The organism is Catenulispora sp. GP43 (assembly GCF_041260665.1).
Taxonomy (GTDB): domain Bacteria; phylum Actinomycetota; class Actinomycetes; order Streptomycetales; family Catenulisporaceae; genus Catenulispora.
In genome coordinates, this window is sequence record NZ_JBGCCT010000012.1 from 85,225 (window position 1) to 108,079 (window position 22,855).

The window sequence follows — 22,855 nt, forward strand, 5'->3', positions numbered from 1 at the left end:
GGATGGCCGGTAACGGCGTCAGGAAGCTGACACCGCGGGGCCGTTGTCCCAGGCCGGGCGGGCGGGGATCGTCTTACCATGCAAGAGCGATACGGGGCCGGCCAGTGACGGGGACGGCTCAGGACACGAAGACCGGCGCGTTGGGACTGGGCCAGCGCTACATCTGGCTGCGGCACCACCAACTGCCCGCCGAGGCGCGCCACGACGCGCACATCGTCACCCGCTTCCCGCTGCCGCCGGGGCTGTCCGTGCCGCAGATCCGGACGGCGCTGGGCCACCTGGTGCGGCGGCACGAGGCGCTGCGGACCACCTACCACCACGACGCGGACGCCGATCCGTGGCAGCGCGTGCATCCGGCCGGGCCGGTGCGGCTGGTCCAGGCCACGGTCGAGCAGGACGGCAGCCCGCCGCCGGCCGCCGTGGTCCAGGAACTGGCCACGGCCCCGTTCGAGCTGGCCGCCGACTGGCCGCTGCGGGCGTGTGTGATCACCGACGGCGGCACGCCGCGCCAGCTGGTGGTCGTCATGAACCACATGGCCTTCGACGCCTGGAGCGTGGACCGCTTCGAGCGGGAGCTGGAGGTGCTGGGCACGGCGCTGGCCACCCGCCGGCCGGCCAGTCTGGAGCCGGTGCGCTACCAGCCGCTGCACTTGGTCGGCCACGAGGGCGAGGCCGCGTTCCAGGACCGGCACGAGCAGGCCGCGGAGTTCTGGCGGGAGCAGGCGGCGCGCCTGAGCTCCGATCTGTTCGCCCGGCGCCGCCGCGGCCCGGCGGACCCGACCGCGGCCACCCTGACCTCCCCCGCGGCCCTTTCCGCCAGTCGGCAGCTGGCGGACCGGGCCGGACTGTGGCCCTCGCTCGTGCACGTCGCGGTGTTCACCGCACTGGCCGCGGCCTACACCGGCGACGGCCTGGTCCCGCACTGGAACTTCCACGGCAACCGCGGCGAGGACGCCTACAGCGATGTGCTGACGTGCCGGTTCTCGCCGCTGCTGCTGATCGTGGACGGCCGGGACGATCCGCCGTTCTCCGAGCTGCTGAAGCGGGTCGCCGAGCAGACCGAAGCGGTCCGCGACCACACCGCGCTCGGCTATGACGAGATGCTGGAGATCCTGGCCTGCGCCGGCGCCATCCGGGGCCGGGATCTGCGGGTCGGCTCGGAACTCAACTTCCTGAGTCACACCGCGCGCACCGCGGGGGTCCGCCGCACGACCTTCGTGCGGAACGCGGCACCGACCGCCTGGGCCGCGTTCGGATCGGACGTGTACCTGCGGGTCACCGAGCTGCGCGACGCGGTCTCGGTGAACCTGCAGGCCTCCGGCGCGGTGATGGACGCCGAGACCGTCGAGCGCTTCCTGCGCGGGTACGAGGCGGTGCTGCTGGCCCTGGCCGAGCCGGACTCGGATCTGCGGATCAGCGAGATCTCGACCCTGGCCGGCTTCGGCGAACCCGCGGCGGCGACTCCAGACCGCACGGTGGCAGGCACCATGGAGACGGCCGGCGCGGAAACCTTGCTGGAGCTGCGCGGCGCCATCGGCCGCGCGATGGACATCTGCGCCGACATGCTCGACCTGGACTCGGCCTATGTGCCGAACGGCGGCCGGGTGCTGCGCCTGCCGCGCGTGCTGGACCTGCTCCACGAGCGCGGCTACGGCGGCCTGACGCTGCACGATCTGGCCGGCGGGACTCCGCTGCGGGTGCTGGCGAATCAGCTTTCGAGGAATCGGTCGCAGAGCTCGAATGGTGTGACCCCGCCAGACACCACAAGCGCCGCCGGATAGCCGGGTGCGGCGGAGAACCACCGGACGGGCAGCTCAGCAGGGAAGCCCGCCGACGGCGCCGACGACCGCGCTGTCGCGCCGTCCACCAGGACGGCGCGCAGCCCGGCGACACCGGCGCCGTCGGCTTTGACGTAGGCCTCTTTGGCGGTCCACAGCCGGAAGAACTCCCGCCGCCGCCACTCCCCCTCCAGCCGGGCCAGGCGCTCGGCTTCGCAGGGCTGGAACATCGTCCGCGCCATGGCCAGGCAGTCCACGTCCCGGCCGTCCCACTCCAGGTCCACGCCGACCCGCCGGCCCGGCGGCGCCACGGCGATCAACGCCCAGCGCCCGGAATGGGACACGTTGAAGTCCGGCGGCGTGCGGCCGTCGCAGGGGTCGATGATCGGCCGTCCACCGTCCTCGGTGGCGATCGCCACCTCGTCCGGGGCCAGGCCGCAGGCCTCCCCCAGCACCGAGCGCAGAACAGCGCGCGCCACCGCGAATCGGCGCCCCTCAGCGGGGCTCGCGTATCGGGCGGCGCGCGCTCGTTCCTCGTGGCTGAGCCACCGGTGCGGATCCCCGTCCTGGTCCAGCGCGGCGCGCCAGACCCGGACCGCGGTCACAGCCACGGGGTCAGGGCCTCCAGCAGGTACTTGTGGGTGATCTGGGCTTGCTCGAACACTGCGAAGTGTCCCTGTCCCACGGTGTGCAGGGCGAAGCCGCCGGCCGCCTGCTCGCGCCAGGCCGCCGTGCCGGCGGCGCCGGCCCGCGGGTCGTCGTCGGCGCCCAGCACGGTCAGCGGCACCTCCAGCGACGCCTCGGCGGTGTAGCGGTAGGTCTCCTTCACCTCCAGGTCCGCGCGGATCGCCGGCAGGATCAGCCCGAGCAGGCCCGGGTCGTCCAGCAGGCTGTCCGGTGTCCCGCCGAGGCGCCGCAGCAGCGCCACGACCTCCTCGTCGGAGGCGTCGTGGACGTTCGGCAGCAGGCTGTCCCGGATCTGCGGCGCCGGGCAGCCGGAGACGAACAGGTGCACCGGCATCGGTATCTGTGCATTCCGGCGGCGGAGCTCGCGGACGGTCTCGAAGGCGGTCAGGGCGCCGAGACTGTGGCCGTAGACCGCGTACGGTCCGTCGGCACTGTCCTGCACCACGTCCGCGATCTCGGCCGCCATGCGCTCCATGGCGCGGATCGGCTCGTCACGGAACCGGGCCTCGCGCGCCGGAGGTTGCAGCGGGCAGACCGCTACGCCGGGCATGGCGCCGATCCAGGGCCGGAAGGACGAGGCGCCGCCGCCGGCGTGCGGGACGCAGTACAACCGGACCTCGCCCGGCGGGCGCGGGAACGGAAGCCAGCGCTCGGTGCTCATGCCCGGTCCGCGGCGCCGGGGCCGAAGACGTGCTCGGTCCCGTCCTCGTCGACGGTCACCAGCTTCACGTACGGAGCCGGCGGCTGGAGCCGCGCCATGTCGGCCTTGAGCACCGCGAGCGTGCCCTCGCGGCTGATCTCGGTGAAGCCGGCGAAGGCGTAGGTGATCTGCATCATCCGGTTCCGGCCGGTCTCGACGAAGTCGGCGTGCAGCTCCGCGCCGGCCTCGAACGCCTGCCCCATGACGTGGTTCAGCAGCACCGAGCCGACGCCGCGGGACATCACCCGGCAGGACATGAGCAGCATCAGCAGCTTCCAGACGCCGTCGTCGCCTTTCTCCACCAGGGTCAGGCCGACCTTGCCGTAGGTGCCGAACTTGTCCTCCAGCGAGGCCACGAGCAGCAGGTGGTTCTTGGACTCGCGCAGCTCGTCGAGCTCGTCGTAGGAGTAGGTGCGGCCGGTGGAGTTGAGCTGGTTGGTGCGGATCGTCAGTTCCTCGGCGCGCTGCAGGTCCTCGGTGCGGGCCGGGGCGATGACGAAGGTCATGTCCAGGCTCGCCAGGAACTCGTCGTTGGTGCCGCTGAAGTCGCGCTCGATATCGTCGCGGGTGGCCTGCGCCAGGTACATCAGGCGGCGCTGGGCCGACTCGTCGGTGACGAAGCGCGGGTGGAACTCCGGCCGGGCCAGCTGCTCGGCCAGGTCGGCGACGTCCACGCAGAGCACGTCGGGGTGCGCGTGCCCGACCTCGGCGAGCTCGAACTCCTGGTCGTCGACGAACGCGAAGGCGTCCAGGCCCAGGTTGAGCGCCTTGGCGATGTAGGCCACCGACTCGGACTTCGCGCCCCAGCCGATCTGCGGGTGCAGGAACATGTCCTGGAGCCCGAACGCCTTCAGCTTGGCCAGCGCGGTCTCGGGATCGTTGCGGCTGGCGACCGAGTGCAGGACGCCGAGGCCGTCGAGCCGGTGGATCTGCGCGACGACGTCCGAGCGCAGGACGACGTTCTCGTCCTCCAGCAGGATCCCGTCCCACAGGGTGTTGTCCAGGTCCCAGACCACGCACTTGATCCGGCCCTGCTTCGGCTTGGTCATCGCCTGCGCGGTCTGCGCCTCGATGCGCTCCGCCGTCGAGACGCCAGCCGTCGAAATCCCGTCTGCGGTCGTGCTCACAACGCCCCTCCTCGGAACGCCTCACCGGCGATGGTGAGCTGCTGGACCTCGGTGGAGCCCTCGATGATCTCCATGACCTTGGCGTCGCGGTAGAAGCGCTCGACCGGGTAGTCGGGGCTGCACCCGTTGGCGCCGTGGACCTGCACCGCCTGGGTGGCGTGGCGGGCCGCGGCGGTGGAGGCGAAGTACTTCGCGATCCAGGTGGCCATGATGGTCGACGGCTCGCCGGCGTCCTTCAGGCGCCCGGCCTCCTGGCACAGCAGCCGCGCCGCGCGGGCGTCGGTGACCATGTCGGAGAGCTTGGCGCGGATCTGCGGCAGCTCGCTGATCGGCGCGCCGTTCACCTTGCGCTTGGCGGCGTAGCCGGCGCAGGCGTCGACGCAGGCCTGGATGATGCCCACCGAGCCGGTCGCCACGCTGTAGCGGCCCAGGTCCAGGGTGCCGGTGAGCACCATGCCGGCGGTGAAGCCGCTGGGCCCGAGCAGGGCGTCCGGGCCGAGTTCGACGTCCTGGAAGGAGATCTCGGCGATCATCGAGGCCCGGGTGCCGAGCATGCCGTCGATCGGCAGCACGCTGACGCCCGGGGTGTCGTGCGGCACCAGGAACGCCGCGATGCCGGTGCCGACGCGGGCGAACACCAGCAGCAGGTCGGCCCGCTGCCCGTTGGTGATCCAGCGCTTCACCCCGGAGATCCGCCAGCCGCCGCGGTGCGGGACCGCGGTGGTGGTGATGCCGGCGGTGTCGCTGCCGGCGCCGGGCTCGGACAGGCAGAACGCGCCGAGCACCGCGCCGCGGCTCATCCCCGGCAGCCAGCGCTCACGCTGCTCGGGGGTGCCCCAGCGGTGCACGGCCCAGGAGGCCATGGTGTGCACCGTCAGCAGGCTGCGCACCGAGGAGCAGCCGCGGCCGACCTCCTCGTGGATCGCGCCGAGCGTGACCATGTCCAGGCCGGCGCCGCCGAACTCGGCGGGCAGGAACGGGGCCCACAGCCCTTCGGCGGCCAGGCGCTCCAGCAGTTCCTCCGGGATGCGGCCGTCCCGGTCCCAGTCGTTGGCGCACGGCACGATCCACCTGTCCACGAACGCCCGCGCCGAGTCCCGGTCGGGCGTCCCGAGCGCGGCGCGTTCGAGATCGGCGACGGTCATGCCAGGACCTTCTGCCGGCCGACCAGGTCCGCCATCAGCTCCACGGTGCGGAAGCTGTCGATCTTCAGCTCGTCGTTGGGGACGGTGATGGAGAAGGTCTTCTCGATGAACATCACCAGTTCCATGGCGAACAGGGAATTCACGAATCCGAGCGCGAAGATGTCGTCGGAGTCGTTGATCTCAGCCTGCGGGAAACGGCCGTGGATGAACTCGGATATCTGCTTCTTGGTCTGGATCGAGTCGGACATTCGCTTTTCTCCTTGCCATTGTTGGCGTCGTTGGCGTCGTGGCGTCGTTTCTCAGTGCGCGGAACCGGCGGCGACCAGCCGGCCGGAGGGGTCGTAGTCGTGGAAGCCGCGGCCGGACTTGCGGCCGTGCAGGCCGGCGTCGGTCATCTGCTTCAGCAGCGGGCAGGGCCGGTACTTGCTGTCCGCGTAGTGCTCGTAGAGCACCTCGACGCTGTACAGGATGGTGTCGACGCCGATCAGGTCGGCGGTCTCCAGCGGGCCCATCGGGTGGCCGAAGCAGCTGCGGAACACCTCGTCCACGTCGGCGGCGCTGGCCACGCCCTCGTGGACCAGATAGGCGGCCTCGTTCACGGTGAGCATCAGCACCCGGTTGGAGACGAACCCGCAGGAGTCCTTCACCTGCACGGCTTTCTTGCCCATGGCGGTCAGCAGGTCGCGGGTGCGCTGCACGGTCTCGGGGCTGGTGTGGAAGCCCGGGATGAGCTCGACCGCCGGCTTGGCCGGGACCGGGTTCATGAAGTGCACGCCGACCACGCGGTCGGGGCGGTTGGTCACCGCGGCCATCTTGGTGATCGGGATCGCGGAGGTATTGACCACGAACACCGTCTCCGGGCCGCAGGCGGCGTCCATCTCCTCATGGACCGCGCGCTTGATGTCCCAGTTCTCGGTCACGTTCTCGATCACGATCTCCGCGCCGGCCACCTGCTTGGCGCCGACCCCGGTGGTGATGCGGGCCAGCACCTCGGCCGCGTCCACCTCCGGGCCGCCCATCAGCCGGCTCATGCGGCAGTTGCGCTCGATCAGGGTCAGAGCCTCGCGCAACGTCTCCTCGTCCTTGTCGACGAGGATCACGTCGTGCCCGGTCTGCGCCAGGTTCTGCGCGACCCCGACGCCCATCACGCCGGCGCCGACGACACCCACCAGAGTCATGTCAGTCCCATCTCGTCATCGGATTCCACTTGCGATATCCGCTCCCGGATCAGGGGGCGGTCGAACTTGCCGTTGGCGGAGCGCGGAAGCCGGTCCAGGAACTCGATCCGCCGCGGCAGCATGTAGGTCGGGATGCGGCCGCGCAGCGCGGCCAGCAGCGGGGCCGGGTCTGTACCGGTGCCCGGAACCGGCGCCGCGATCAGCACGATGTGCTGGCCCAGCGCCTCGTCCGGCACCCCGAAGGCGGCCGCCTCGGCGACCAGCCCGGTGGCGTGCGCCGCCTCCTCCACCTCGGTCGGGCTGACCCGGTAGCCCGAGGTCTTGATCATCTCGTCGGCGCGGCCGCGGAAGTAGAGGAACCCTTCCTCGTCGCGCACCGCGCGGTCCCCGGACCAGACCACGGTCTCGTCACGCGCCGCACCGCCGGCGCGCGGCAGCGGCCGGTAGCGTTCGGCGGTCCGCTCGGGGTCGTTCCAGTAGCCCAGGGCCACCAGCGCGCCGCGGTGCACGATCTCGCCCTCCTCGCCGGCCGCGCAGGGCGTGCCGTCGGGGCGGACCACCAGCACCTCGGCGTTCGGGATCGCCTTGCCGATCGAGTCCGGGCGCCGGTCGACCTCGGCCGGGTCGAGGTAGGTGGAGCGGAAGGCCTCGGTGAGCCCGTACATCAGGAACGGGTCGGCTTTGGGGAAGAGCTCGCGCAGCCGGTCGAGCGTGGCGCGCGGCAGGTGGCCGCCGGTGTTGGCGAAGTAGCGCAGATGGGCCGCGGACTCGGCGGGCCAGTCGGCCTCGGCGAGCTGCATCCACAGCGGGGGTACGCAGGTCAGCGCCGTGACACGGTGCCTGGCGCACAGCTTCGGCACTTCGCGGGCCAACAGGAAGTTGACCAGGACGACGTGCGCGCCGGCGTGCAGCGCGGTGGTCACCTGGCTCAGGCCGGCGTCGAAGCTGAGCGGCAGGACCGACAGGATCACGTCGTCGGCGGTGTGGCCGAGGTAGCCGGCCACGCTCTCGGCGCCGGCGAGCAGGTTGCGGTGCGAGAGCACCACGCCCTTCGGCGTGCCGGTGCTGCCGGAGGTGTAGAGGATCGCGGCGATGTCGGAGTCGACGACCATGACAGGGTTCTGATCCTCGGGCTCTGCCATCTGGCACAGCTCGGTCCAGGCGGTCACCGGGGCCGCGGCGCCGTGGTCGTCGGTCCCGGCCCGGGTGCCGACCACGACGACGTGCGCGACGCTGTCGGGCAGTTCTTCGCGGACGGTCTGCAACCGCTCGGGGCTGGTCAGCACCGCCCGCGCAGTACAGTCCGCGGCGATGAAGGCGACCTGCCCGGCCTTCAGCAGCGGGTTGACCGGCACCACGACCAGCCCGGCGGCGGAGGCCGCGAACAGCGCCACCACCGTCTCCAGCCGCTTCTCCAGATAGACCACGACCCGGTCGCCGCGCTCCAGGCCGAGCGCGCGCAGACCCGCGGCGGCCGCCCCGACCTGCTCGGCCAGCCGGCCGTAGGTCAGGGTGCCGTCCTTGAAGGTGACGGCGGGGCGCTCGGGGGCACCGCGGCGCACCAGGTCGTCAAGCCGCGTCAGCACCGCTACCGACCAGCGCGCTGACGGCCGCCCACAGGGAGCCGACGGTGGCGAACGTGGCCTCGTCCAGGATCTCGTCGGGGAGCTCCACCCCGAACTCGGCCTCGACGTCGGACAGCAGCTGCACCACGGCCATCGAGTCCAGGCCGAGCGCGGCCAGGTCCGCGCCGGCGGCCAGCGGACCGGCCCCGGCGTAGGGCAGGTGGGGCCGCAGCAGCTCCTGGAACGGGAGCGGGATCTCGATCTCATCAAGGGACGTCAACGTGCCACCTCATCTCGGGCGGGGCGCTCGGCACGGCGCCGGCCGCGGGCGGATCGCCCGGCCGCGATCCAGTGTGTGGGGAAAAACCGGGGGCGCCGATGGCCGAACGGTGACAGGTTGTCCCTGCCCGAACCGGTCAGCGCCCGGTTGTCGGGGCGCGAGCATGGAAGGCCCCGCAGGTGTCCGGCGCGGACCCGCGGGGGTCGGGTCCGCGCCGGACGGCTCCGGTCCGGGACGGGGCGCACCGGACCGGAGCAGCCGGTCAGCTCACGCCGCGACGGCGGCGGGAGCTCCCTCCGGCTCGGACACGACCGCCGCCGAGGAGGCGCCGCGCAGCTTGGCCACGACGGCGTCCACGGACAGCGGACCGGCCCCGACGATCGCGATCATCAGGAAGGCCCAGGAGAACAGCGCGGCGGGCTCCCCGCCGTTGGCGATCGGCAGCAGCGCCTTCTCCTGGTGCACGGAGAAGTACGCGTACGCCATCGTCCCGGACAGGACGATCCCGGAGACCCGGGTCCCCACGCCGACCATCACCAGCACCCCGAATACGAACTGCAGCAACGCTGCGACCCCGCCGGGCCACACCGTCGGCGACACCGTGTGACCGCCCATGGCCTTCATCGGCCAGGAGAACAGGCTGCTGGCACCGTGGCAGGCCATGAGGAAGCCCACGACGATCCGAAAGAGCGAGGTGCCGTAATCCGGCACGGACTTCAGGTTGCGCATTCCGTCTCACCACTTCCTGGTAGGTCCGCCGGTCGGTCGCCCGGCGGACAAGTTGGTGTGCGCCCCCGTCCGGCCGCGAAGGGCCGTCCCGGGTAGGGCGTTGTGGCCCCGTTCGAGATGTGGCATGCCGTTCACAGACGCCGTCCCCGCGCAGCTCACAGGCGCGGGGACGGCGCCCGACAGGGACCAAGTCTCGACAAAGAAACGGCCACCGCCGAGAGGCGCGCGGTGACAGGTTGTGGACGTCGGAAGCGGCCAGTGTTCGAGGTCTGATGTAGTGCGCGGAGGTCCGGAACCGGCGGAATACCGGCTGGTGAACGCCGGGCGGCTTGTTCGGCGGGCGTCGGAGCCGGTGCGGGCGCGGAGGGAGTGCCGAACAAATCCGGCGGGCGGGCCCCCGGTGGGGCGCGGGGTGGTGATGAGGCGCGGCGCGGCTCAGATCTGGTTGAGGCGGCTCAGGCGAAGGATCAGGCGGCGGCAGGTCTCCTGCAGGTCCTCGTCGGTGTCGACGCGGTCGAACCGGCCGCCTCGGCGGGCCTTGGCCAGCTCCGCTTCCAGATCCGGCAGCGCCGGTGCCGCGGCGGCCCCCATCCGCTCCAGCGTCGCTGTGACGGCGTTACTCGTGGCCTGATTCTCTCGCCACGCCGACAGCAGCGCGTCCAGCACCAGCTGCGTCGCCGGCTCACCGGCGATCCGCCACAGCGCGTCGGCGGCCTCGACACGGCTCCACTGGTTCCACTCGTCCTGTGCACCGGCCAACTTCTTCAGATACGGCACGGCTTCCGTGGCGTCGGCGCCAATCTGACCCAGGATCTCGGCGACGACGTCGAGGAAGTAGACCGACGGCCCGGCCAGGTGGCCCACCAACAACGGCAACACCTCCTGGACCTCACCGCCGATCGCCCACAACGCGGCCAGTGCCGCGGAGCGGGCTTTGCGGTCCGGGCCGGCCACCGCCGTGCGCAACAAAGGCAAGGCGGCCACGGCTGCCGGCCCGAGCTCGGCGAGCGCCTCGGCGACGGAGGCTGCCGTACTCCAGAGCTCGCGCCGGATCGCGGCATCGAGAACGCGGACCAGCGACTCGGCTGACGCGGGATCAGCAAACCGGCCGACTGCCGTGATCAAAGCCGACGACTTCATATCCACAAACGGATCGATGCCGGCTAGGTCAAGCTTGTCCACGCGCTCGATCAGTCTCGGCAAGAGCTCGGCACGGCTTTGCGGTAGCGATCCCGCGACGGCGACAGCCCTCCATGCGTCCACATCCGAATCGAGACCCGCCAGCAGACTGGGCAACGCCCGAACGTCGCCCAACCGGGCCAACACTTGGACCGCCGTCTGGTGGGCCTCGCGCCGCATCTCATCGGGGGCCGACCACGTGTCCGGCCCGGCCTCCGTCACGCAGTCGGCCACCAATTCACGTGCCGGTTCGGCAATCCGGAAGCAGGTCTGAAGAACGGCTGCGGCTTCCCGGGCGACTTGCGCGTTCTCTGCCGCGAGCTCGCCCGCCACGGCGATAATCAGAGCACTGTGATCCCCGCGCCAGCCAGCGATCAGCGTCCTGGCCATGCGAATCGCGTCGAGGCGGGCGTCGGGATCGGGCGAGCGCAGTTGCTCCGTCAGCAGCGAGGTTCGCTCTGCCAGCCGGTCACCGAGCACCTCGTGAAGCGTGCCGAGGATGGCGGTGGTGGGCGTGGAGGCTCGGGCTGGATGATCAAGCCGTTCGGCAGCCAGCATCCCGATCGCTGCCGAAACCAGCTCGGGCCCCGCTGCTCCGGGCGCACACCGCGCCTGTTGTGCCAGGGCGGCCAGCCGGATCACCGGATCCCTGGTGCCGTCGCCGGCCAACCTGGCGAGCCACGACACCACGGGCCCGACGACTTCCGGAAACCGGAGCGCCAGCGTGCCGGCCGTGCTCAGGACCAGCAACCGGGTAGGAGTACCCGTCTCCCTGGGAGCACGCGCCCGCAAGAGATCCGCGACTCGCGCGGGATCGTCGGGAAACTGCGCGAGCGCCGGAATCGCAGCGCACCGTACCGCCTCGTCGGCGTCCCTGGCCCAACGCTCGAAGTCCTTCGCGAAGCCGCGGACGACCGGCATCAGCTCGGAGAAATCAATGAGATCGCCGCTGGGCGCATACCTCAGCTCGTCATCCGCGAAGTCCACGCAGGACTCGCAGATGCCCGCGAGCAAGCCCACGAAGTCGGCCCTGCTCGGATTTCCACGATCGTCCGCCAGCTCGGCCAGAAACGGCATCGCGGCCACGGTGCACCGATAAACGTCCCCCTGGTGATGCACCCTGCTGTAGAACCGGCGGAGGGCGCGCTCACGTTCCCCCGTGTCCGGTGAGGCCATCGCTGCCAGCAGGCCCGGCACCTCAGCCGCGCCGTCACCGACGCCCAGGGACGACCAGTCGATCCGCGCAAGACCATCAAGCATGGCAAGCATGATGCCCGCTGCGGCTTCGCCGCGTGATCCCGATGAGAACACCCGTTCCCCGGACCCCTATCGTGTGTCGTCACCCGTCCGACAGAACCAAGGGCTTCCATGACCACATCGCGCATCGTCATCGCTTACTGCGAAAGCTGGGATCCGGTGAAGCGGCAAGCCGATTGCCGCATCCCCGCCGCGACCGCGCGCGCCAGGTACGCGGCCGGCGAGCCCTTCGCGGCGGTGATGTCCTTTGCCGGCGTTCCGCAGGCGTACCTCCGGGTCGACAGTGGGCGGGGGTGGCTCGACACCGCCTTCTTCGACGAGGCTGGGCGGCGGGTTGTCGAGATCGGGTATCGCGACTTCGGCGATCATCTGCATCTCAGCACCTTCCGCTTCTGGGCCCATGCGTCGGCCGACGAGCCGGAGTTCCAGGCCGGGACCGTCGTCACGTTCGCTGTCCAGCCAGGCGGCCGGGCGAAGGTCTCGGTCGATTACGGCGGCCTCTTGCAGACCTGGACCACCGTTCCTCCGGCCAGTCGGCGCGTACCGCGTCCGGAGTTCGGTGCCTGGCCGGTCGACAGCACGTTCATCAACATCGGCGAGCCGGCGGAGTTCGTCGAGGCCGACGATCCCGATCCCGCCTCCGGATCCGGTGTCTCGACCTTCCCCTGGCAAGCGCCGAGGCCGCTGTCGCCGAACCATCCGGAAGCGTTGTTCACTGCGGGTGCCCGGTTCCACCACCCGCGCCAGGGCGCCCTCGAGATCCTGGAACCGGAGAAGGCCGGGCTGCTCCACATGCCGAGCGGCCAAGTCATCGTCACTGATCCCGGCACGTTCCACCGCGCCGTCCCGTTCACCATCGAAGTGCCGCCGGGCGACTATCCCGTTCTCGTCGCCGCGATGCGCTGGGTGGAGGCGCCCTGGGGCGAAACGCCGGCCGCGCTGCTGCGGATCAGCGAGAAGCCCACCGCGACGTGGGAGCTGGGCCTTCAGCCGGGGCAGGACGAACGGGAGCTCGGCCCCGACGAGTTCTTCGGCTTCGGCGTCGACAGCGGCACCGGGTCCTTCCTCGACGCGGCCGGTGCCGAGGCACTTCAGCGGATCTTCTCGGAGCGGATCAAGACGGACGGCCCGTCCGCCCTGATGGACTCGCCGGTCGTGGATCCCACGACGGGCGCCAACCTGATCATGTTCATGAGCGGATACGGCGACGGCTCGTACCCCGTGTGGATCGGCCGCGACCAGGACGGCGGCGTGACGTGCCTCGTCGCCGACATGTGTGTGGTGGGACCGGCGGAACTCCTTACGCCAGGGGCCGACGAGACACGCCACGTCCCGGGCCGCGCGGTGCTGACCCCCGAGACCGACGCGCCGCCGGTGCCGGAGCACTTCGATTCCGGCCCGATCCAGGACTTCTTCTTCGCCGAGACGCGCAAGCTCCTCGCGCAAAGGCGGTAAAGCGGTCGCGCTGACAGCGTCGCCACCGTCATCCGCCTGCCGCCGATCACTCCTGAAATAGACTCGCACCACCATGAACATCGGCAGCTACTACGAACCGGCCGGAGAGAACCGCTACAAGCCCACCACGCACGCGGGTGGCGCGTGGGATCCCGATGAGCAGCATTTCAGTCCCCTCGGCGGACTCGTCGTGCACGCCATCGACCGCTTCGCGGCCGGGCGGCCGCGGCCGGATCGCGATCTGCTCCTGTCCCGCGTCAGCTTCGACATCCTGGGACGCCTCGCGCTTGACGAGTGTGAGATCCGGGTGGAGACGCTGCGGCCGGGACGGACGATCGAGTTGGTCGAGGCGGTCGTGCTCATCAGGGATCGGGCGGTGGTGCGGGCCCGGGCCTGGTTGCTGGGCGCCGGCGACACCGCGGCGGTGGCCGGGGGCGGGGGCGACAGGCTCACGCCGCCGGAGGAGCTCGCTTCCTGGCCGATAACCGATGTGTGGCCCGGCGGCTACATCGCCTCCGTGGACATCCGTCCGGTCGCGCCTCCACAGCCGGGCCGGACAGCCGCGTGGGTCGGCACCGACCTCGATCTGGTCGCCGGACAGAGCAGCAGTCGGCTGGCATCCTTCGTCGCGCTCGTCGACACCGCCAACGGCATCGCCGTTCGGGAGTCGCCGGCCGAGTGGATGTTCCCGAACGTCGATCTGACCGTTCATCTGCACCGGCAGCCCGTCGCGGGGCGGTGGACCGGGCTGGACACGACCGTGGCGTTCGGTCCGACCGGTCAGGGCGTGACGTCGACCGTGCTGCACGACGCGGCCGGGCCGGTCGGGTACGCCGAGCAGATCCTCACCGTGCGGCCCCTGACGTAGTTCAGGCCGACGCCCCCGACGCCCCCGACGCCCCCGACACGTTATCCGCCAGCAGGCGGAGCAGGCGCTTGGCGTCGTCGAACTGGCGCGGCGTCAGCCCCATCGCGGCGCCGATCGCGGCCGGTACATCGGCGGCGCGGGTGCGCAGCTCCTCGCCCTCGGCGGTGAGGCTCACGCGGACCGTGCGCTCGTCGTCGGCGGCGCGGTCGCGGCGGACCAGGCCGTTGGTCTCCAGACGCTTGATCAGCGGGGTCAGAGTCCCGTAGTCCAGGTGGAGCGCGCCGCCGATGTCCTTGATGGGGACGGTGCCGTGCTCCCAGAGCACGAGCATCACCAGGTACTGCGGGTAGGTCAGCCCCAGGTCGTCGAGCAGCGGGCGGTAGCGCTGGGTCACGGCGCGCGAGGCCGCGTACAGGGCGAAGCAGAGCTGGTCGTCCAGCAGCATCGAGTAGTCCGCGTCCGGGGCGGGGGCGCCGTTCACGGATCGTGCGGTATCCATGACCACCAGCATAGCCGTGGAGGCGATCCCCTCGTGAGCATTTAACTTGTGCACGATGTAATCGCTCGCTAGTGTTCAACCCGTGAGCTTCCCCGGCTCACCGAACCACGAGGAGCCAGCCATGTCCGAGTACGTGCCCGCCGCCCCCGTCCCCGCTCCCGTCCTGGAGTCGGCCGCCGCCGACTTCGCCGCCGCCACCGCGAACCCGCCGTACCTGTTCGACCTGGGGCCGGTCGAGGGCCGCAAGGCCGTCGACGAGGTGCAGTCCGGCGAGATCGCCAAGCCGGCCGTCGACGAGGAGTGGATCACCGTCCCCGGCGGGCCGACCGGCGAGGTGCGGGCCCGGATCGTCAAGCCCGCCGGGAGCACCGGCACGCTGCCGGTAATCGTCTACATCCACGGCGCGGGCTGGGTCTTCGGCAACGCCCACACCCACGACCGCCTGGTACGCGAACTGGCCGTCGGGGCGCGGGCCGCGGTTGTCTTCCCCGAGTACGACCTGTCGCCGGAGGCACGCTACCCGGTCGCGATCGAGCAGAACTTCGCCGTCGCACGCTGGGTCGTCACCGACGGCGCCGCCAAGGGCCTGGACGCCTCGCGCATAGCGGTGGCCGGCGACAGCGTCGGGGGCAACATGGCCGCGGCGCTGACCCTGATGGCGAAGGAGCGCGGCGGAATCCCGCTGGTGCAGCAGGTGCTGTTCTACCCGGTGACCGACGCGAGCTTCGACACCGCCTCCTACCACCAGTTCGCCGAGGGCTACTTCCTGCGCCGCGACGCGATGCAGTGGTTCTGGGACCAGTACACGACCGACCCGGCCCAGCGCGCCGAGATCACCGCCTCACCGCTGCGCGCGAGCGTCGAGCAGCTGGCGGACCTGCCGCCGGCGCTGGTCATCACCGGCGAGGCCGACGTCCTGCGCGACGAGGGCGAGGCGTACGCGAACAAGCTGCGGCAGGCCGGAGTCCCGGTGACCGCCGTGCGCTACCAGGGCGTCATCCACGACTTCGTCATGCTCAACGCCCTGCGCGAGACGCACGCCGCCGAGGGCGCGATCACCCAGGCGGTCGCGGTGCTGCGGACGGCGCTCGGGACGAACTGAGCCCGCTCCCCCAAAGCCGGCGGGGTCCCGCCGCGAGCCTCCTCCCCCCTCGGGCTCGTGGCGGGGCCTCGCCCTATTTCACGAGCGAGTTCGCAGCGTCCAGCGCGGCCGCCATGCGCTCGGCGTCCGTCCCGCCGAGCTGACCGCCGCGGGCGGTCGCCATGAACAGCGCGGTGAGCGCCAGGCGGCCCTTGAGCCGGCCCTCGACCGAATCGGCCGGGCTGAGCAGTGCGCCGACCTGGTCCATGCGGTACGCGAAGCCGGCCGTGGCGGACAGGTCGCGCATGGCGGCCTCGTTCGCCTGCGCGAAGCGGCTGAACGCGTGCCAGGGTCCTGACATCAGCGCGTGCAGCCGCCGCAGGAGCTCGCGGCGGGTGGCGCGGGCCGCCGGCTGCCCGCCGGCCCACTCCAGCAGCTCGTCGACGGAGGTGGCGAGCTCGTCGTGGACGCTCGCCAGGATGTCCTCCTTGCTGCGGTAGTGGTAGTAGAGCGCGGGCCGGGTCACGCCGAGGCGGTCGGCGATCTCCCGCATCGTGGCGCGCTCGTATCCGTGCTCGGTGAAGACCTCGAGCGCCACCTCGTGGATGCGGACGCGGGTGTCGGTGCGCCGGCCGTCGGGTTGCCCTGCCATGGCGACTACCTTACATTGGCGTCAGGTATTTAGCTGACTCACGTGTAAGTAAGTTGGGAGTGACACGCCATGCGGGACCGCACTCTGTTGATCACCGGCGCGAGCAGCGGCCTGGGCCGGGCGGCCGCGCGCCGCGCTCTGGCTTGCGGGCACACGGTCGTCGGGACGGTCCGCACCTCGGCGGCGGCGGAGGAGTTCGAGGCGCTGGCGCCTGGCCGCTCGTACGCGCGCATCCTGGACGCCGCACGCTTCGACGACGCCCGCGGGGTCGTCGCCGACGCCGAGCGGACCGTGGGCCCGATCGATGTCCTGATAGCCGCCGCCGGCTACGGCCACGAGGGAACCGTCGAGGAATCGACCCTCCAGGAGTGGCGCCGGCAGTTCGACGTCAACGTCTTCGGCGCCGTCGCGGTCATCCAGGCCGTCCTGCCCGGCATGCGGGCCCGGCGCGCGGGACACGTCATCACCGTCACCTCGGTCGGCGGCCTCATCGCGGGCCCCACGCTCGGGGTCTACAACGGCAGCAAGTTCGCACTGGAGGGGATCACGCGCGCCCTGGCCGCCGAGGTGGCGGGGCTCGGAATCCGGGTGACCGCCGTCGAACCGGGCGCGTTCCGCACCGACTGGTCGGGCCGCTCCATGCGGCGCGCGACGCGGAGCATCGACGACTACGACGACCTCGTCGGGCCGATCAGCGCGGCGCGGGCCGGGTTCACCGGGCGGCAGCCCGGCGATCCCGACAAGGCCGCCGACGCGCTCCTGCGCTTGATCGAGCTCGACGATCCGCCGACGCACTTGCTGCTCGGCTCGGACGCCCATCGGGCCGTGACCGGCGCGTTGGCCGCGTTCGGCGCCGAGGTCGAGAAGTGGCGGGAGCTGACGCTCAGCACGGACTTCGCGGGAAGCTGACCGCGGCGGCAGCGCGCATCAGGCGAGTACCGTCCGGATGACCGTCTCAGAGGTCAGCGTCCGATGCACCGGGCACTTGTCGGCGATCTCCAGGAGCCTGGTTCGCTGCTCATCGGTCAGCGGGCCGTCGAGCCGGATCGTCCGATCGATGCGGTCCACGAATCCGTCGGCGCTCTCGCACTCCTCGCAGTCCCTGGCGTGGATCCGGTCGTGGCGCAGGGAGACCGTCACCTTCTCCAACGGCAGGTTCTTGCGGGTCGCGTACATCCGCAGCGTCATCGAGGTGCAGGCGCCGAGGGCGGCCAGCAGGAGGTCATACGGGTTCGGGCCGGTGTCGCCTCCGGTCGGCACCGGCTCGTCGGCGACGAGGTGGTGGCGCCCGGCGGTGATCAATTGCTGGAGCCCGCCGATTCCGGTCCCGGTCTCGGTGACGGTCACCGCGGTGTCCGCGGAGACTTCGGCCGGCAGAGTCGGCGCGGGCGTCGGCTCGGGCGCCGGCTCGGGCAGGTAGCGGCCGGCCCACGCGGCGAGCACCGCGGCCGCGTACTCCGCGTCCGGACGGCGGCTGAGCAGGTGGTCGGCACCGTCCAGTGCCACGAACGACTTGGGGTGGCGGGCTGTGTCGAAGATCCGCCGGGCGTTGTCGATGCCGACCGTCTCGTCCTGCGGGGCGTGCATGACCAGCAGCGCCGCCTTCAGCTCGCGGATGCGCTCGGCCTGCGGCTGGTCGGCGATGTCGGCCAGGAAGCTGCGGCGCACGCAGAAGTCGCGTCCGCCGAGCGACACGGTCGCCTCGCCCTCGCGCTCGATGGTGTCGCGGGCGTCCCGGAGCAGGTGGGCGATGTGCGAGGGGTCCGCCGGGGCGCCGATCACGGCCACGGCGCGGGTCTCGGGGATCCGGTGCCGGGCCGCCAGGACGGCCGCGCCGCCCAGCGAGTGGCCGACGAGCAGTCTCGGCGCGGCGTGCTCGGTACGCAGGTAGTCGGCGGCCGCGACCAGGTCGTCCACGTTGGAGCTGAATCCCGTGTTCCCGAAGTCGCCGCCGGACTGGCCCAGGCCCGTGAAGTCGAAGCGCAGCACCGCGATGCCGTGGTCGGTGAGGGCGCGGGCGATGCGCGAGGCGGCGACGGCGTCCTTGCCGCAGGTGAAGCAGTGGGCGAAGATCGCGTACGCCCGGGGCCCGGTGCCGTCGGGGAGTTCCAGGCGGGCGGCCAGGGCGGCGCCGCCGCCGCCGGTGAAGGTGACCTTGAGGGAGGTGGACATGGGATCAAGCATCCCCGACCGAGCATGTCTGCGCCGATCCGCCCCCGCCTTGCTCGAAGCCTGTGACAGGAGTGACGGGTGGGGCTGAACGGACAGGATAGACGGACCTTTACTCACTCTTGACAACTTTGACCCGCTCATTCCTCGACCGCTCCAGTACCCGGCGCTACCGTCCGTCGCAGTGGGTACAGGGAATTGTTTTCAGGCACCTGACATCAAGCCCCTGGCCCACCGCTCCACCGGGCGGACCATCCCGCTCCGCCCGGATCCCCTTTTAGCCGTCACCATGGCGCGGACCCACCCCTGTCCGTGCCTGTCGGGGGCGGCGGAACGGAGTACGGGAATGAGTGAACGGCATCTCGCCCCGCGCCGGCTGCGCCGGGGCCTGGCCGCGATCGGCGCGCTCGCGCTGGCCGCGGGCCTGGCCGCGATGAGCGGCGGGGCGGCGTCGGCGACGACGCAGGCCGCGCCGCAGGCCAAGCACCACAAGCCGCAGCCGCACGGGCGGTTCGGCATCGTCCCGATGCGGTCGGCGTCGACAGCGGCGACGGCATCGCGGATCCACACCTTCTCGCCGGAGTCCGGCGGCACCGGCGGCCCGCTGAACTACGGCGGCGGCCCGGTCCAGCACAACGTCCAGGTGTACCTCGTCTTCTGGGGTTCCCAGTGGGACAGCGACTCCAACGGCGTCGAGAGCTACATGCAGAACCTGTTCAGCGGCCTGGGCACCGGCTCGGACTCCTGGTCCACCGTCACCAGCCAGTACACCGACAGCTCCGGCTCGGGCCCGACGTTCGGCGGCGCCGTGCTCGCCGGCACCTGGGTGGACGACGGCAGCGCGGCCCCGCAGTCCGCGGCGCAGTCGGACATAGCCGCCGAGGCGGAGAACGGCGTGTCGCACTTCGGGATCAGCCCGACCAACGACACCCAGATCGTGGTGCTGAGCCCGTCCGGGACCAACCCCGACGGGTTCCCGAACTCCGGCTTCTGCGCGTGGCACGACTACGACGGCACGGTGTCCTACACCAACATGCCGTACGTCCTGGACGCCGGCAGCAGCTGCGGCGCGAACAGCGTCAGCAGCCAGCTCGACGGCTTCAGCATCGTGGAGGGCCACGAGTACGCCGAGTCGTTGACCGACCCGCAGCCGTCTTCCGGCTGGGTGGCCGGCGACGGCGAGGAGAACGGCGACCTGTGCGCCTGGTACAACCTGGGCTCCATCAGCCTGTCCACCGGCAGCTTCGCCATGCAGCCGACGTGGAGCAACGCGGCCAACGGCTGCGCGATGTCCGGCTGAGGCAGAAGTGAAGACAGGATCCTGAGATAGGCGGGCCGGCCCTCGCCCGCGCGAGGGCCGGCTCTTGACATCCGTCCCGGAGTACCGTGTGAGCCCTCTTACATAAAAGGGGCGTCGGATGAGCGGCACTGTCGAGGCGTCCCCGGCCTCGCGGTCGGCACCGCGCTACGACGGTCCAGTCCAGGCGAACGGCACCGCGCTGCCTTCGCCGATGCCTCCTTCCCACCGTGACGATGCTGTGGATCTCCACCGACGTCGACGACTTCACCGGCGTCGTCCGCGAGGCGGCCCGCGTGCTGGCCCCGGGCGGACTGCCGGTCCTCGCCGGCGTGCATCCGTGCTTCGTCGGCCCGCATGTCGAGTTCCGCGAAGACGGCGGGCACAGCGTGCATCCGACCTATCGTCTCGCCGAGCCGGAGCGGCTGGTCCCCTTCAGCCTCGCGCTGCGCCTGCGCCGTCCCGCGGCCTCAGCGCACTGACACCAGGCCGCCGTTGGAGGCGATCTTCTGGATCTTCGCTGCCTTGTCCGGCGGGTCGATCGCGGCGACCATCCACACCGCGTCGGCGGTGAACCCGCCGTTGAAGGTGTCGGTGCCGGCGACCTTGGCCCAGCCCTGGTCGCCGAAGGTGAAGGTCCGGCCGGACTGGGAGATGCGCAGGGAAAGCCGCGTCCCGTACAGCGCGAGTTCGCCGCCGTCCTTCAACGGGAGGTACGTCGGCGCCAGGTCGGGTTCGGTGCTCACCGTCAGCGCGGCGGTCGCCGGGGAGACATCGTTGGTCTCCCCCTGGATCCACTTCTGCTCGGCGGTGGTCGGGTCGTCGTTGAGGAAGGGCGAGCCGGGCTGGCCGGCGTTGTCGTCGGCGAGCATGGTCCGGTCCGCGGCCGCCAGGTCCATGGTGTTCAGCGGCAGCTTGTCCTGCTGGGTCGCGCTGTAGTCCAGCAGTCCGTCGGCTCCGACGGCGAAGGCCGGCCACTGCTGGCCCGGGGTGAGGATCACGATGCTGTCCGCCAGCCAGGGCGCGCCGGCGTGGTCCTGGGTGAAGTGCATCAGGAAACTGCTGTTGGGCGAGCCGGACTGCACGGCGTCGGCCGTGACGAAGAAGCCGCGGGGATAGCTCGGCGAGCGCGGGATGAGGAAGACCGGGTTGTTCAGCGCCATCGGCACCTTGGCCTGCTTGGCCCTGTCGCCACCGACCCCCTGGGCGTAAAGCAGACTGGCCTGGTCCAGGGCCAGCAGCGATCCGCTCTCGATCTTGGCCATCTGGGCCGTGTCCAAGGCGGCGTTGGCGGCGTCGTTCTGGGTCTGGTACGCCTTCAGCGCCGCCGCGGCCTGGTCCTGCGTGACGGTGGCGTCCGCGGAGGCCGAGGTGGTCGGCGAGCCCTGCCGCCCCGAGGCGAGCGACTGGTTCGTCGGCAGCGCGGTGCTGGAGTGCCCGCTCGGCGACGGTCTCGCACCCACCGTTCCGGCGCTTGAGCATCCGGCCAGCGCCAACCCCGAAGTCAGGCCCACGGCCAGACCCCATGCCGCTCCCCACCTACGCATGTCTGCCCACCTACACATGTCTGCCCCTGCAACGTGATCACACGGAGAGCGCAGGTTACTGCGGCGGCATGCGCGCCGGGACGGTACTTCCTACGGCACTACCGCCAGGCTGTCCATGGACGCCAGCATTGCCTCCCGCGCGCCGGCGTACTGCGCGCGCACGCCGGCGCCGATGCCGGCCTTGACGTTCGGCGAGTCCTTGAACATGACGGCCTCGTTCCACGTCGGCGGCGCCTTGGGCACCTCGCCGCCGGGGGCCGTGGAGGCGGCCAGCACCCACGCCGCCTGCCGGGCCGCGCCGATCGCCATGATCTCGCTGCCGCCGAGCATCACCGCGCCGGTGGGCCGGCCGGAGCCGGGGCGGGGCACGCCGGTGGCGTCCAGGGCGGCGAACACGCCGGTGGAGGTCAGGCCGCCGCCGGCCCCGTCCTCGAACGAGGCGGACACCGCGACCGCGACCGGGACGCCGAAGATCGCCGGGGCTATCAGCCGCACCGCGTCCAGCCGCGCGCCCTTGCCGGTGAGGATCACCCGCCGCAGCGGCGTGCCCACCGCGGCCATCTGCGCCGCCAGCGCCTCCAGGCCCTCGGCGATCGCGCACAGCATGCCCTCGACCGCGGCCCGCGCCAGGTTCGGCGCGGTCATCCGGGCCAGCCGCAGCCCGGTCAGCGAGCCGGGCTGGCCGGCCATCGGCGGCACCATGACCACGCCCTGCGCCCCGGGCGTGGACTCCAGCGCGAGCCGGGACAGGCCCTGCAGGTCCACGCCGGTCATCTTGGCCGCCGCCTCCAGCGTCGGCATCGCCTCGCCGGTGCGGGCCATGGCCAGGAAGCCGCCGGTGGCGTCGGCGAACCCGGAGACGGTCCCGCCGGGATCGGCCACCGGGCGCTCCAGTCCGCCGGCGAACAGCGTGCCGGTGGCGCCGATGCTGATCACCACGTCGCCGGGCTCGGCGGACAGGCCGAGCACCTGCGCCATCGCCGAACCCGTGCCGGGGGCGACCAGGACGCCGGCGTTGGTGGACCCGGCCGGCTCGACCGGGCCCAGCACCCGCGGCACCGCGACCTCGCGGCCGAAGGCGTGCACCAGCAGGGCCGTGCGGTAGTCGTTGGAGAACGGCGACCAGTAGCCGGTGCCGGAGGCCTCGCCGCGGTCGGTGACCGGCGCCGCGGCGCCGGCGAGCAGCAGCCAGGTGAGCCAGTCGTGCGGCTGGAGCACGGCGGCCACCCGCGCGGCGTTCTCCGGTTCCCGCTGGGCCAGCCAGCGCAGCTTGGCTATCGGGAAGGCCGCGGTCGGCACCGAGCCGACCGCCGAGGCCCAGGCCCCCGGGCCGCCGCCCTCGCCGACCAGATCATCGGCGGAGTTCGCGGCGCGGAAGTCGGTGGACATCAGCGCCGGGCGCACCACGCCCCCGGCGTTGTCCAGCGTCACCAGCGCCTGGCGCTGCCCGGAGACGGCGACCGCCTGGACCCCGTCCAGGATGTCGCCGTCACAGGCCTTGACGAGCGCGTTCCACCACTCGTGCGGGTCGTCGTCCCCGGCCGCGGCGTGGGCCACCGCCGCCTTGCGGATCACCTTCCCGCTGAGGGCATCGCAGACGACAACTCGTGTAGTGCTGGGCGAGGAATCGATACCCGCGACGATCGGCATGACGCCAGATCA

At 71.6% G+C, this 22,855-nt stretch carries 22 protein-coding genes; 7 read left to right on the forward strand and 15 right to left on the reverse strand.

Translation table 11 applies throughout. The features are described from left to right. The first annotated feature begins 104 nt into the window (after positions 1 to 104). Positions 105 to 1,781 carry a condensation domain-containing protein gene (locus ABH926_RS24425; RefSeq protein WP_370368064.1) on the forward strand — a complete coding sequence of 559 codons (1,677 nt, stop codon included), beginning with the start codon at positions 105 to 107 and terminating at the stop codon, positions 1,779 to 1,781. On the opposite strand, the gene ABH926_RS24430 is transcribed toward ABH926_RS24425, so the two are convergent. From ABH926_RS24430 to ABH926_RS24475, 10 genes are all read right to left on the reverse strand, one after another. Next, the gene (locus ABH926_RS24430; protein WP_370368065.1) at positions 1,709 to 2,389 is read right to left on the reverse strand and encodes a 4'-phosphopantetheinyl transferase superfamily protein; all 681 of its coding nucleotides are present in this window, start codon (positions 2,387 to 2,389) and stop codon (positions 1,709 to 1,711) included. The two genes, ABH926_RS24425 and ABH926_RS24430, sit on opposite strands and share 73 nt — an antisense overlap. After that, positions 2,380 to 3,126: a thioesterase II family protein gene (locus ABH926_RS24435; protein WP_370368066.1), complete on the reverse strand. Its 747-nt coding sequence runs from the start codon at positions 3,124 to 3,126 to the stop codon at positions 2,380 to 2,382. The genes ABH926_RS24430 and ABH926_RS24435 overlap by 10 nt, the downstream gene beginning before the upstream one ends. Next, positions 3,123 to 4,214: an HAD-IIIC family phosphatase gene (locus ABH926_RS24440; RefSeq protein WP_370368234.1), complete on the reverse strand. Its 1,092-nt coding sequence runs from the start codon at positions 4,212 to 4,214 to the stop codon at positions 3,123 to 3,125. The genes ABH926_RS24435 and ABH926_RS24440 overlap by 4 nt, the downstream gene beginning before the upstream one ends. Before the next feature lie 74 nt (positions 4,215 to 4,288). Next, entirely contained in the window at positions 4,289 to 5,437 is a 1,149-nt protein-coding gene (locus tag ABH926_RS24445) for an acyl-CoA dehydrogenase family protein (RefSeq protein WP_370368067.1), read from the reverse strand. Further along, the gene (locus tag ABH926_RS24450; protein WP_370368068.1) at positions 5,434 to 5,685 is read right to left on the reverse strand and encodes an acyl carrier protein; all 252 of its coding nucleotides are present in this window, start codon (positions 5,683 to 5,685) and stop codon (positions 5,434 to 5,436) included. The genes ABH926_RS24445 and ABH926_RS24450 overlap by 4 nt, the downstream gene beginning before the upstream one ends. 51 nt (positions 5,686 to 5,736) lie before the next feature. Continuing rightward, entirely contained in the window at positions 5,737 to 6,615 is an 879-nt protein-coding gene (locus tag ABH926_RS24455; RefSeq protein WP_370368069.1) for a 3-hydroxyacyl-CoA dehydrogenase family protein, read from the reverse strand. Further along, positions 6,612 to 8,201, reverse strand: a complete 1,590-nt coding sequence (locus ABH926_RS24460; RefSeq protein ID WP_370368070.1) for an acyl-CoA ligase (AMP-forming), exosortase A system-associated — start codon at positions 8,199 to 8,201, stop codon at positions 6,612 to 6,614. The genes ABH926_RS24455 and ABH926_RS24460 overlap by 4 nt, the downstream gene beginning before the upstream one ends. Continuing rightward, positions 8,185 to 8,460: a phosphopantetheine-binding protein gene (locus ABH926_RS24465; protein ID WP_370368071.1), complete on the reverse strand. Its 276-nt coding sequence runs from the start codon at positions 8,458 to 8,460 to the stop codon at positions 8,185 to 8,187. The genes ABH926_RS24460 and ABH926_RS24465 overlap by 17 nt, the downstream gene beginning before the upstream one ends. A gap of 267 nt (positions 8,461 to 8,727) precedes the next feature. Continuing rightward, on the reverse strand, positions 8,728 to 9,189 hold the full coding sequence (locus tag ABH926_RS24470) for a DoxX family protein (RefSeq protein ID WP_370368072.1): 462 nt from the start codon (positions 9,187 to 9,189) through the stop codon (positions 8,728 to 8,730). Positions 9,190 to 9,624: 435 nt separating this feature from the next. Next, complete coding sequence (locus ABH926_RS24475; RefSeq protein WP_370368073.1) at positions 9,625 to 11,628, reverse strand: HEAT repeat domain-containing protein; 2,004 nt, start codon at positions 11,626 to 11,628, stop codon at positions 9,625 to 9,627. A 108-nt stretch (positions 11,629 to 11,736) separates the two neighbouring features. On the opposite strand from ABH926_RS24475, the gene ABH926_RS24480 reads away from it, so the two are divergent. Continuing rightward, complete coding sequence (locus tag ABH926_RS24480) at positions 11,737 to 13,080, forward strand: DUF4241 domain-containing protein (protein ID WP_370368074.1); 1,344 nt, start codon at positions 11,737 to 11,739, stop codon at positions 13,078 to 13,080. 73 nt (positions 13,081 to 13,153) lie between these two features. After that, complete coding sequence (locus ABH926_RS24485) at positions 13,154 to 13,948, forward strand: thioesterase family protein (RefSeq protein WP_370368075.1); 795 nt, start codon at positions 13,154 to 13,156, stop codon at positions 13,946 to 13,948. A gap of 1 nt (position 13,949) precedes the next feature. Here the strand turns inward: ABH926_RS24485 and ABH926_RS24490 are convergent, their stop codons facing one another. Continuing rightward, entirely contained in the window at positions 13,950 to 14,447 is a 498-nt protein-coding gene (locus tag ABH926_RS24490; protein WP_370368076.1) for a MarR family winged helix-turn-helix transcriptional regulator, read from the reverse strand. Between the two features lie 121 nt (positions 14,448 to 14,568). On the opposite strand from ABH926_RS24490, the gene ABH926_RS24495 reads away from it, so the two are divergent. Then, positions 14,569 to 15,549, forward strand: a complete 981-nt coding sequence (locus ABH926_RS24495; RefSeq protein WP_370368077.1) for an alpha/beta hydrolase — start codon at positions 14,569 to 14,571, stop codon at positions 15,547 to 15,549. Positions 15,550 to 15,622: 73 nt separating this feature from the next. On the opposite strand, the gene ABH926_RS24500 is transcribed toward ABH926_RS24495, so the two are convergent. Beyond that, positions 15,623 to 16,180, reverse strand: a complete 558-nt coding sequence (locus ABH926_RS24500) for a TetR/AcrR family transcriptional regulator (RefSeq protein ID WP_370368078.1) — start codon at positions 16,178 to 16,180, stop codon at positions 15,623 to 15,625. A 69-nt stretch (positions 16,181 to 16,249) separates the two neighbouring features. Here ABH926_RS24500 and ABH926_RS24505 point away from each other — a divergent pair, with 69 nt between their 5' ends. Further along, positions 16,250 to 17,089 carry an oxidoreductase gene (locus tag ABH926_RS24505; RefSeq protein WP_370368079.1) on the forward strand — a complete coding sequence of 280 codons (840 nt, stop codon included), beginning with the start codon at positions 16,250 to 16,252 and terminating at the stop codon, positions 17,087 to 17,089. 18 nt (positions 17,090 to 17,107) lie between these two features. Here ABH926_RS24505 and ABH926_RS24510 read toward each other — a convergent pair whose 3' ends face one another. Beyond that, positions 17,108 to 18,352: an alpha/beta fold hydrolase gene (locus ABH926_RS24510; protein WP_370368080.1), complete on the reverse strand. Its 1,245-nt coding sequence runs from the start codon at positions 18,350 to 18,352 to the stop codon at positions 17,108 to 17,110. Between the two features lie 343 nt (positions 18,353 to 18,695). On the opposite strand from ABH926_RS24510, the gene ABH926_RS24515 reads away from it, so the two are divergent. After that, positions 18,696 to 19,649, forward strand: coding sequence for a hypothetical protein (locus ABH926_RS24515; RefSeq protein WP_370368081.1), 954 nt, complete (start codon positions 18,696 to 18,698; stop codon positions 19,647 to 19,649). Positions 19,650 to 19,876: 227 nt separating this feature from the next. Continuing rightward, positions 19,877 to 20,128: a hypothetical protein gene (locus ABH926_RS24520; RefSeq protein ID WP_370368082.1), complete on the forward strand. Its 252-nt coding sequence runs from the start codon at positions 19,877 to 19,879 to the stop codon at positions 20,126 to 20,128. Here the strand turns inward: ABH926_RS24520 and ABH926_RS24525 are convergent. Beyond that, the gene (locus tag ABH926_RS24525; RefSeq protein ID WP_370368083.1) at positions 20,117 to 21,193 is read right to left on the reverse strand and encodes a hypothetical protein; all 1,077 of its coding nucleotides are present in this window, start codon (positions 21,191 to 21,193) and stop codon (positions 20,117 to 20,119) included. The two genes, ABH926_RS24520 and ABH926_RS24525, sit on opposite strands and share 12 nt — an antisense overlap. A gap of 90 nt (positions 21,194 to 21,283) precedes the next feature. Next, on the reverse strand, positions 21,284 to 22,843 hold the full coding sequence (locus tag ABH926_RS24530) for an FGGY family carbohydrate kinase (RefSeq protein ID WP_370368084.1): 1,560 nt from the start codon (positions 22,841 to 22,843) through the stop codon (positions 21,284 to 21,286). Positions 22,844 to 22,855 lie beyond the last annotated feature (12 nt).

What these genes read in the sequence shown, in the direction of transcription:
- ABH926_RS24435 (WP_370368066.1), bottom strand. Translation starts at nt 3,126, where the DNA reads ATGAGCACCGAGCGCTGGCTTCCGTTCCCGCGCCCGCCGGGCGAGGTC.
- ABH926_RS24440 (WP_370368234.1), bottom strand. Translation starts at nt 4,214, where the DNA reads ATGACCAAGCCGAAGCAGGGCCGGATCAAGTGCGTGGTCTGGGACCTG.
- ABH926_RS24445 (WP_370368067.1), bottom strand. Translation starts at nt 5,437, where the DNA reads ATGACCGTCGCCGATCTCGAACGCGCCGCGCTCGGGACGCCCGACCGG.
- ABH926_RS24450 (WP_370368068.1), bottom strand. Translation starts at nt 5,685, where the DNA reads ATGTCCGACTCGATCCAGACCAAGAAGCAGATATCCGAGTTCATCCAC.
- ABH926_RS24455 (WP_370368069.1), bottom strand. Translation starts at nt 6,615, where the DNA reads ATGACTCTGGTGGGTGTCGTCGGCGCCGGCGTGATGGGCGTCGGGGTC.
- ABH926_RS24470 (WP_370368072.1), bottom strand. Translation starts at nt 9,189, where the DNA reads ATGCGCAACCTGAAGTCCGTGCCGGATTACGGCACCTCGCTCTTTCGG.
- ABH926_RS24475 (WP_370368073.1), bottom strand. Translation starts at nt 11,628, where the DNA reads ATGCTTGATGGTCTTGCGCGGATCGACTGGTCGTCCCTGGGCGTCGGT.
- ABH926_RS24480 (WP_370368074.1), top strand. Translation starts at nt 11,737, where the DNA reads ATGACCACATCGCGCATCGTCATCGCTTACTGCGAAAGCTGGGATCCG.
- ABH926_RS24485 (WP_370368075.1), top strand. Translation starts at nt 13,154, where the DNA reads ATGAACATCGGCAGCTACTACGAACCGGCCGGAGAGAACCGCTACAAG.
- ABH926_RS24490 (WP_370368076.1), bottom strand. Translation starts at nt 14,447, where the DNA reads ATGGATACCGCACGATCCGTGAACGGCGCCCCCGCCCCGGACGCGGAC.
- ABH926_RS24495 (WP_370368077.1), top strand. Translation starts at nt 14,569, where the DNA reads ATGTCCGAGTACGTGCCCGCCGCCCCCGTCCCCGCTCCCGTCCTGGAG.
- ABH926_RS24500 (WP_370368078.1), bottom strand. Translation starts at nt 16,180, where the DNA reads ATGGCAGGGCAACCCGACGGCCGGCGCACCGACACCCGCGTCCGCATC.
- ABH926_RS24505 (WP_370368079.1), top strand. Translation starts at nt 16,250, where the DNA reads ATGCGGGACCGCACTCTGTTGATCACCGGCGCGAGCAGCGGCCTGGGC.
- ABH926_RS24510 (WP_370368080.1), bottom strand. Translation starts at nt 18,352, where the DNA reads ATGTCCACCTCCCTCAAGGTCACCTTCACCGGCGGCGGCGGCGCCGCC.
- ABH926_RS24515 (WP_370368081.1), top strand. Translation starts at nt 18,696, where the DNA reads ATGAGTGAACGGCATCTCGCCCCGCGCCGGCTGCGCCGGGGCCTGGCC.
- ABH926_RS24525 (WP_370368083.1), bottom strand. Translation starts at nt 21,193, where the DNA reads ATGCGTAGGTGGGGAGCGGCATGGGGTCTGGCCGTGGGCCTGACTTCG.
- ABH926_RS24530 (WP_370368084.1), bottom strand. Translation starts at nt 22,843, where the DNA reads ATGCCGATCGTCGCGGGTATCGATTCCTCGCCCAGCACTACACGAGTT.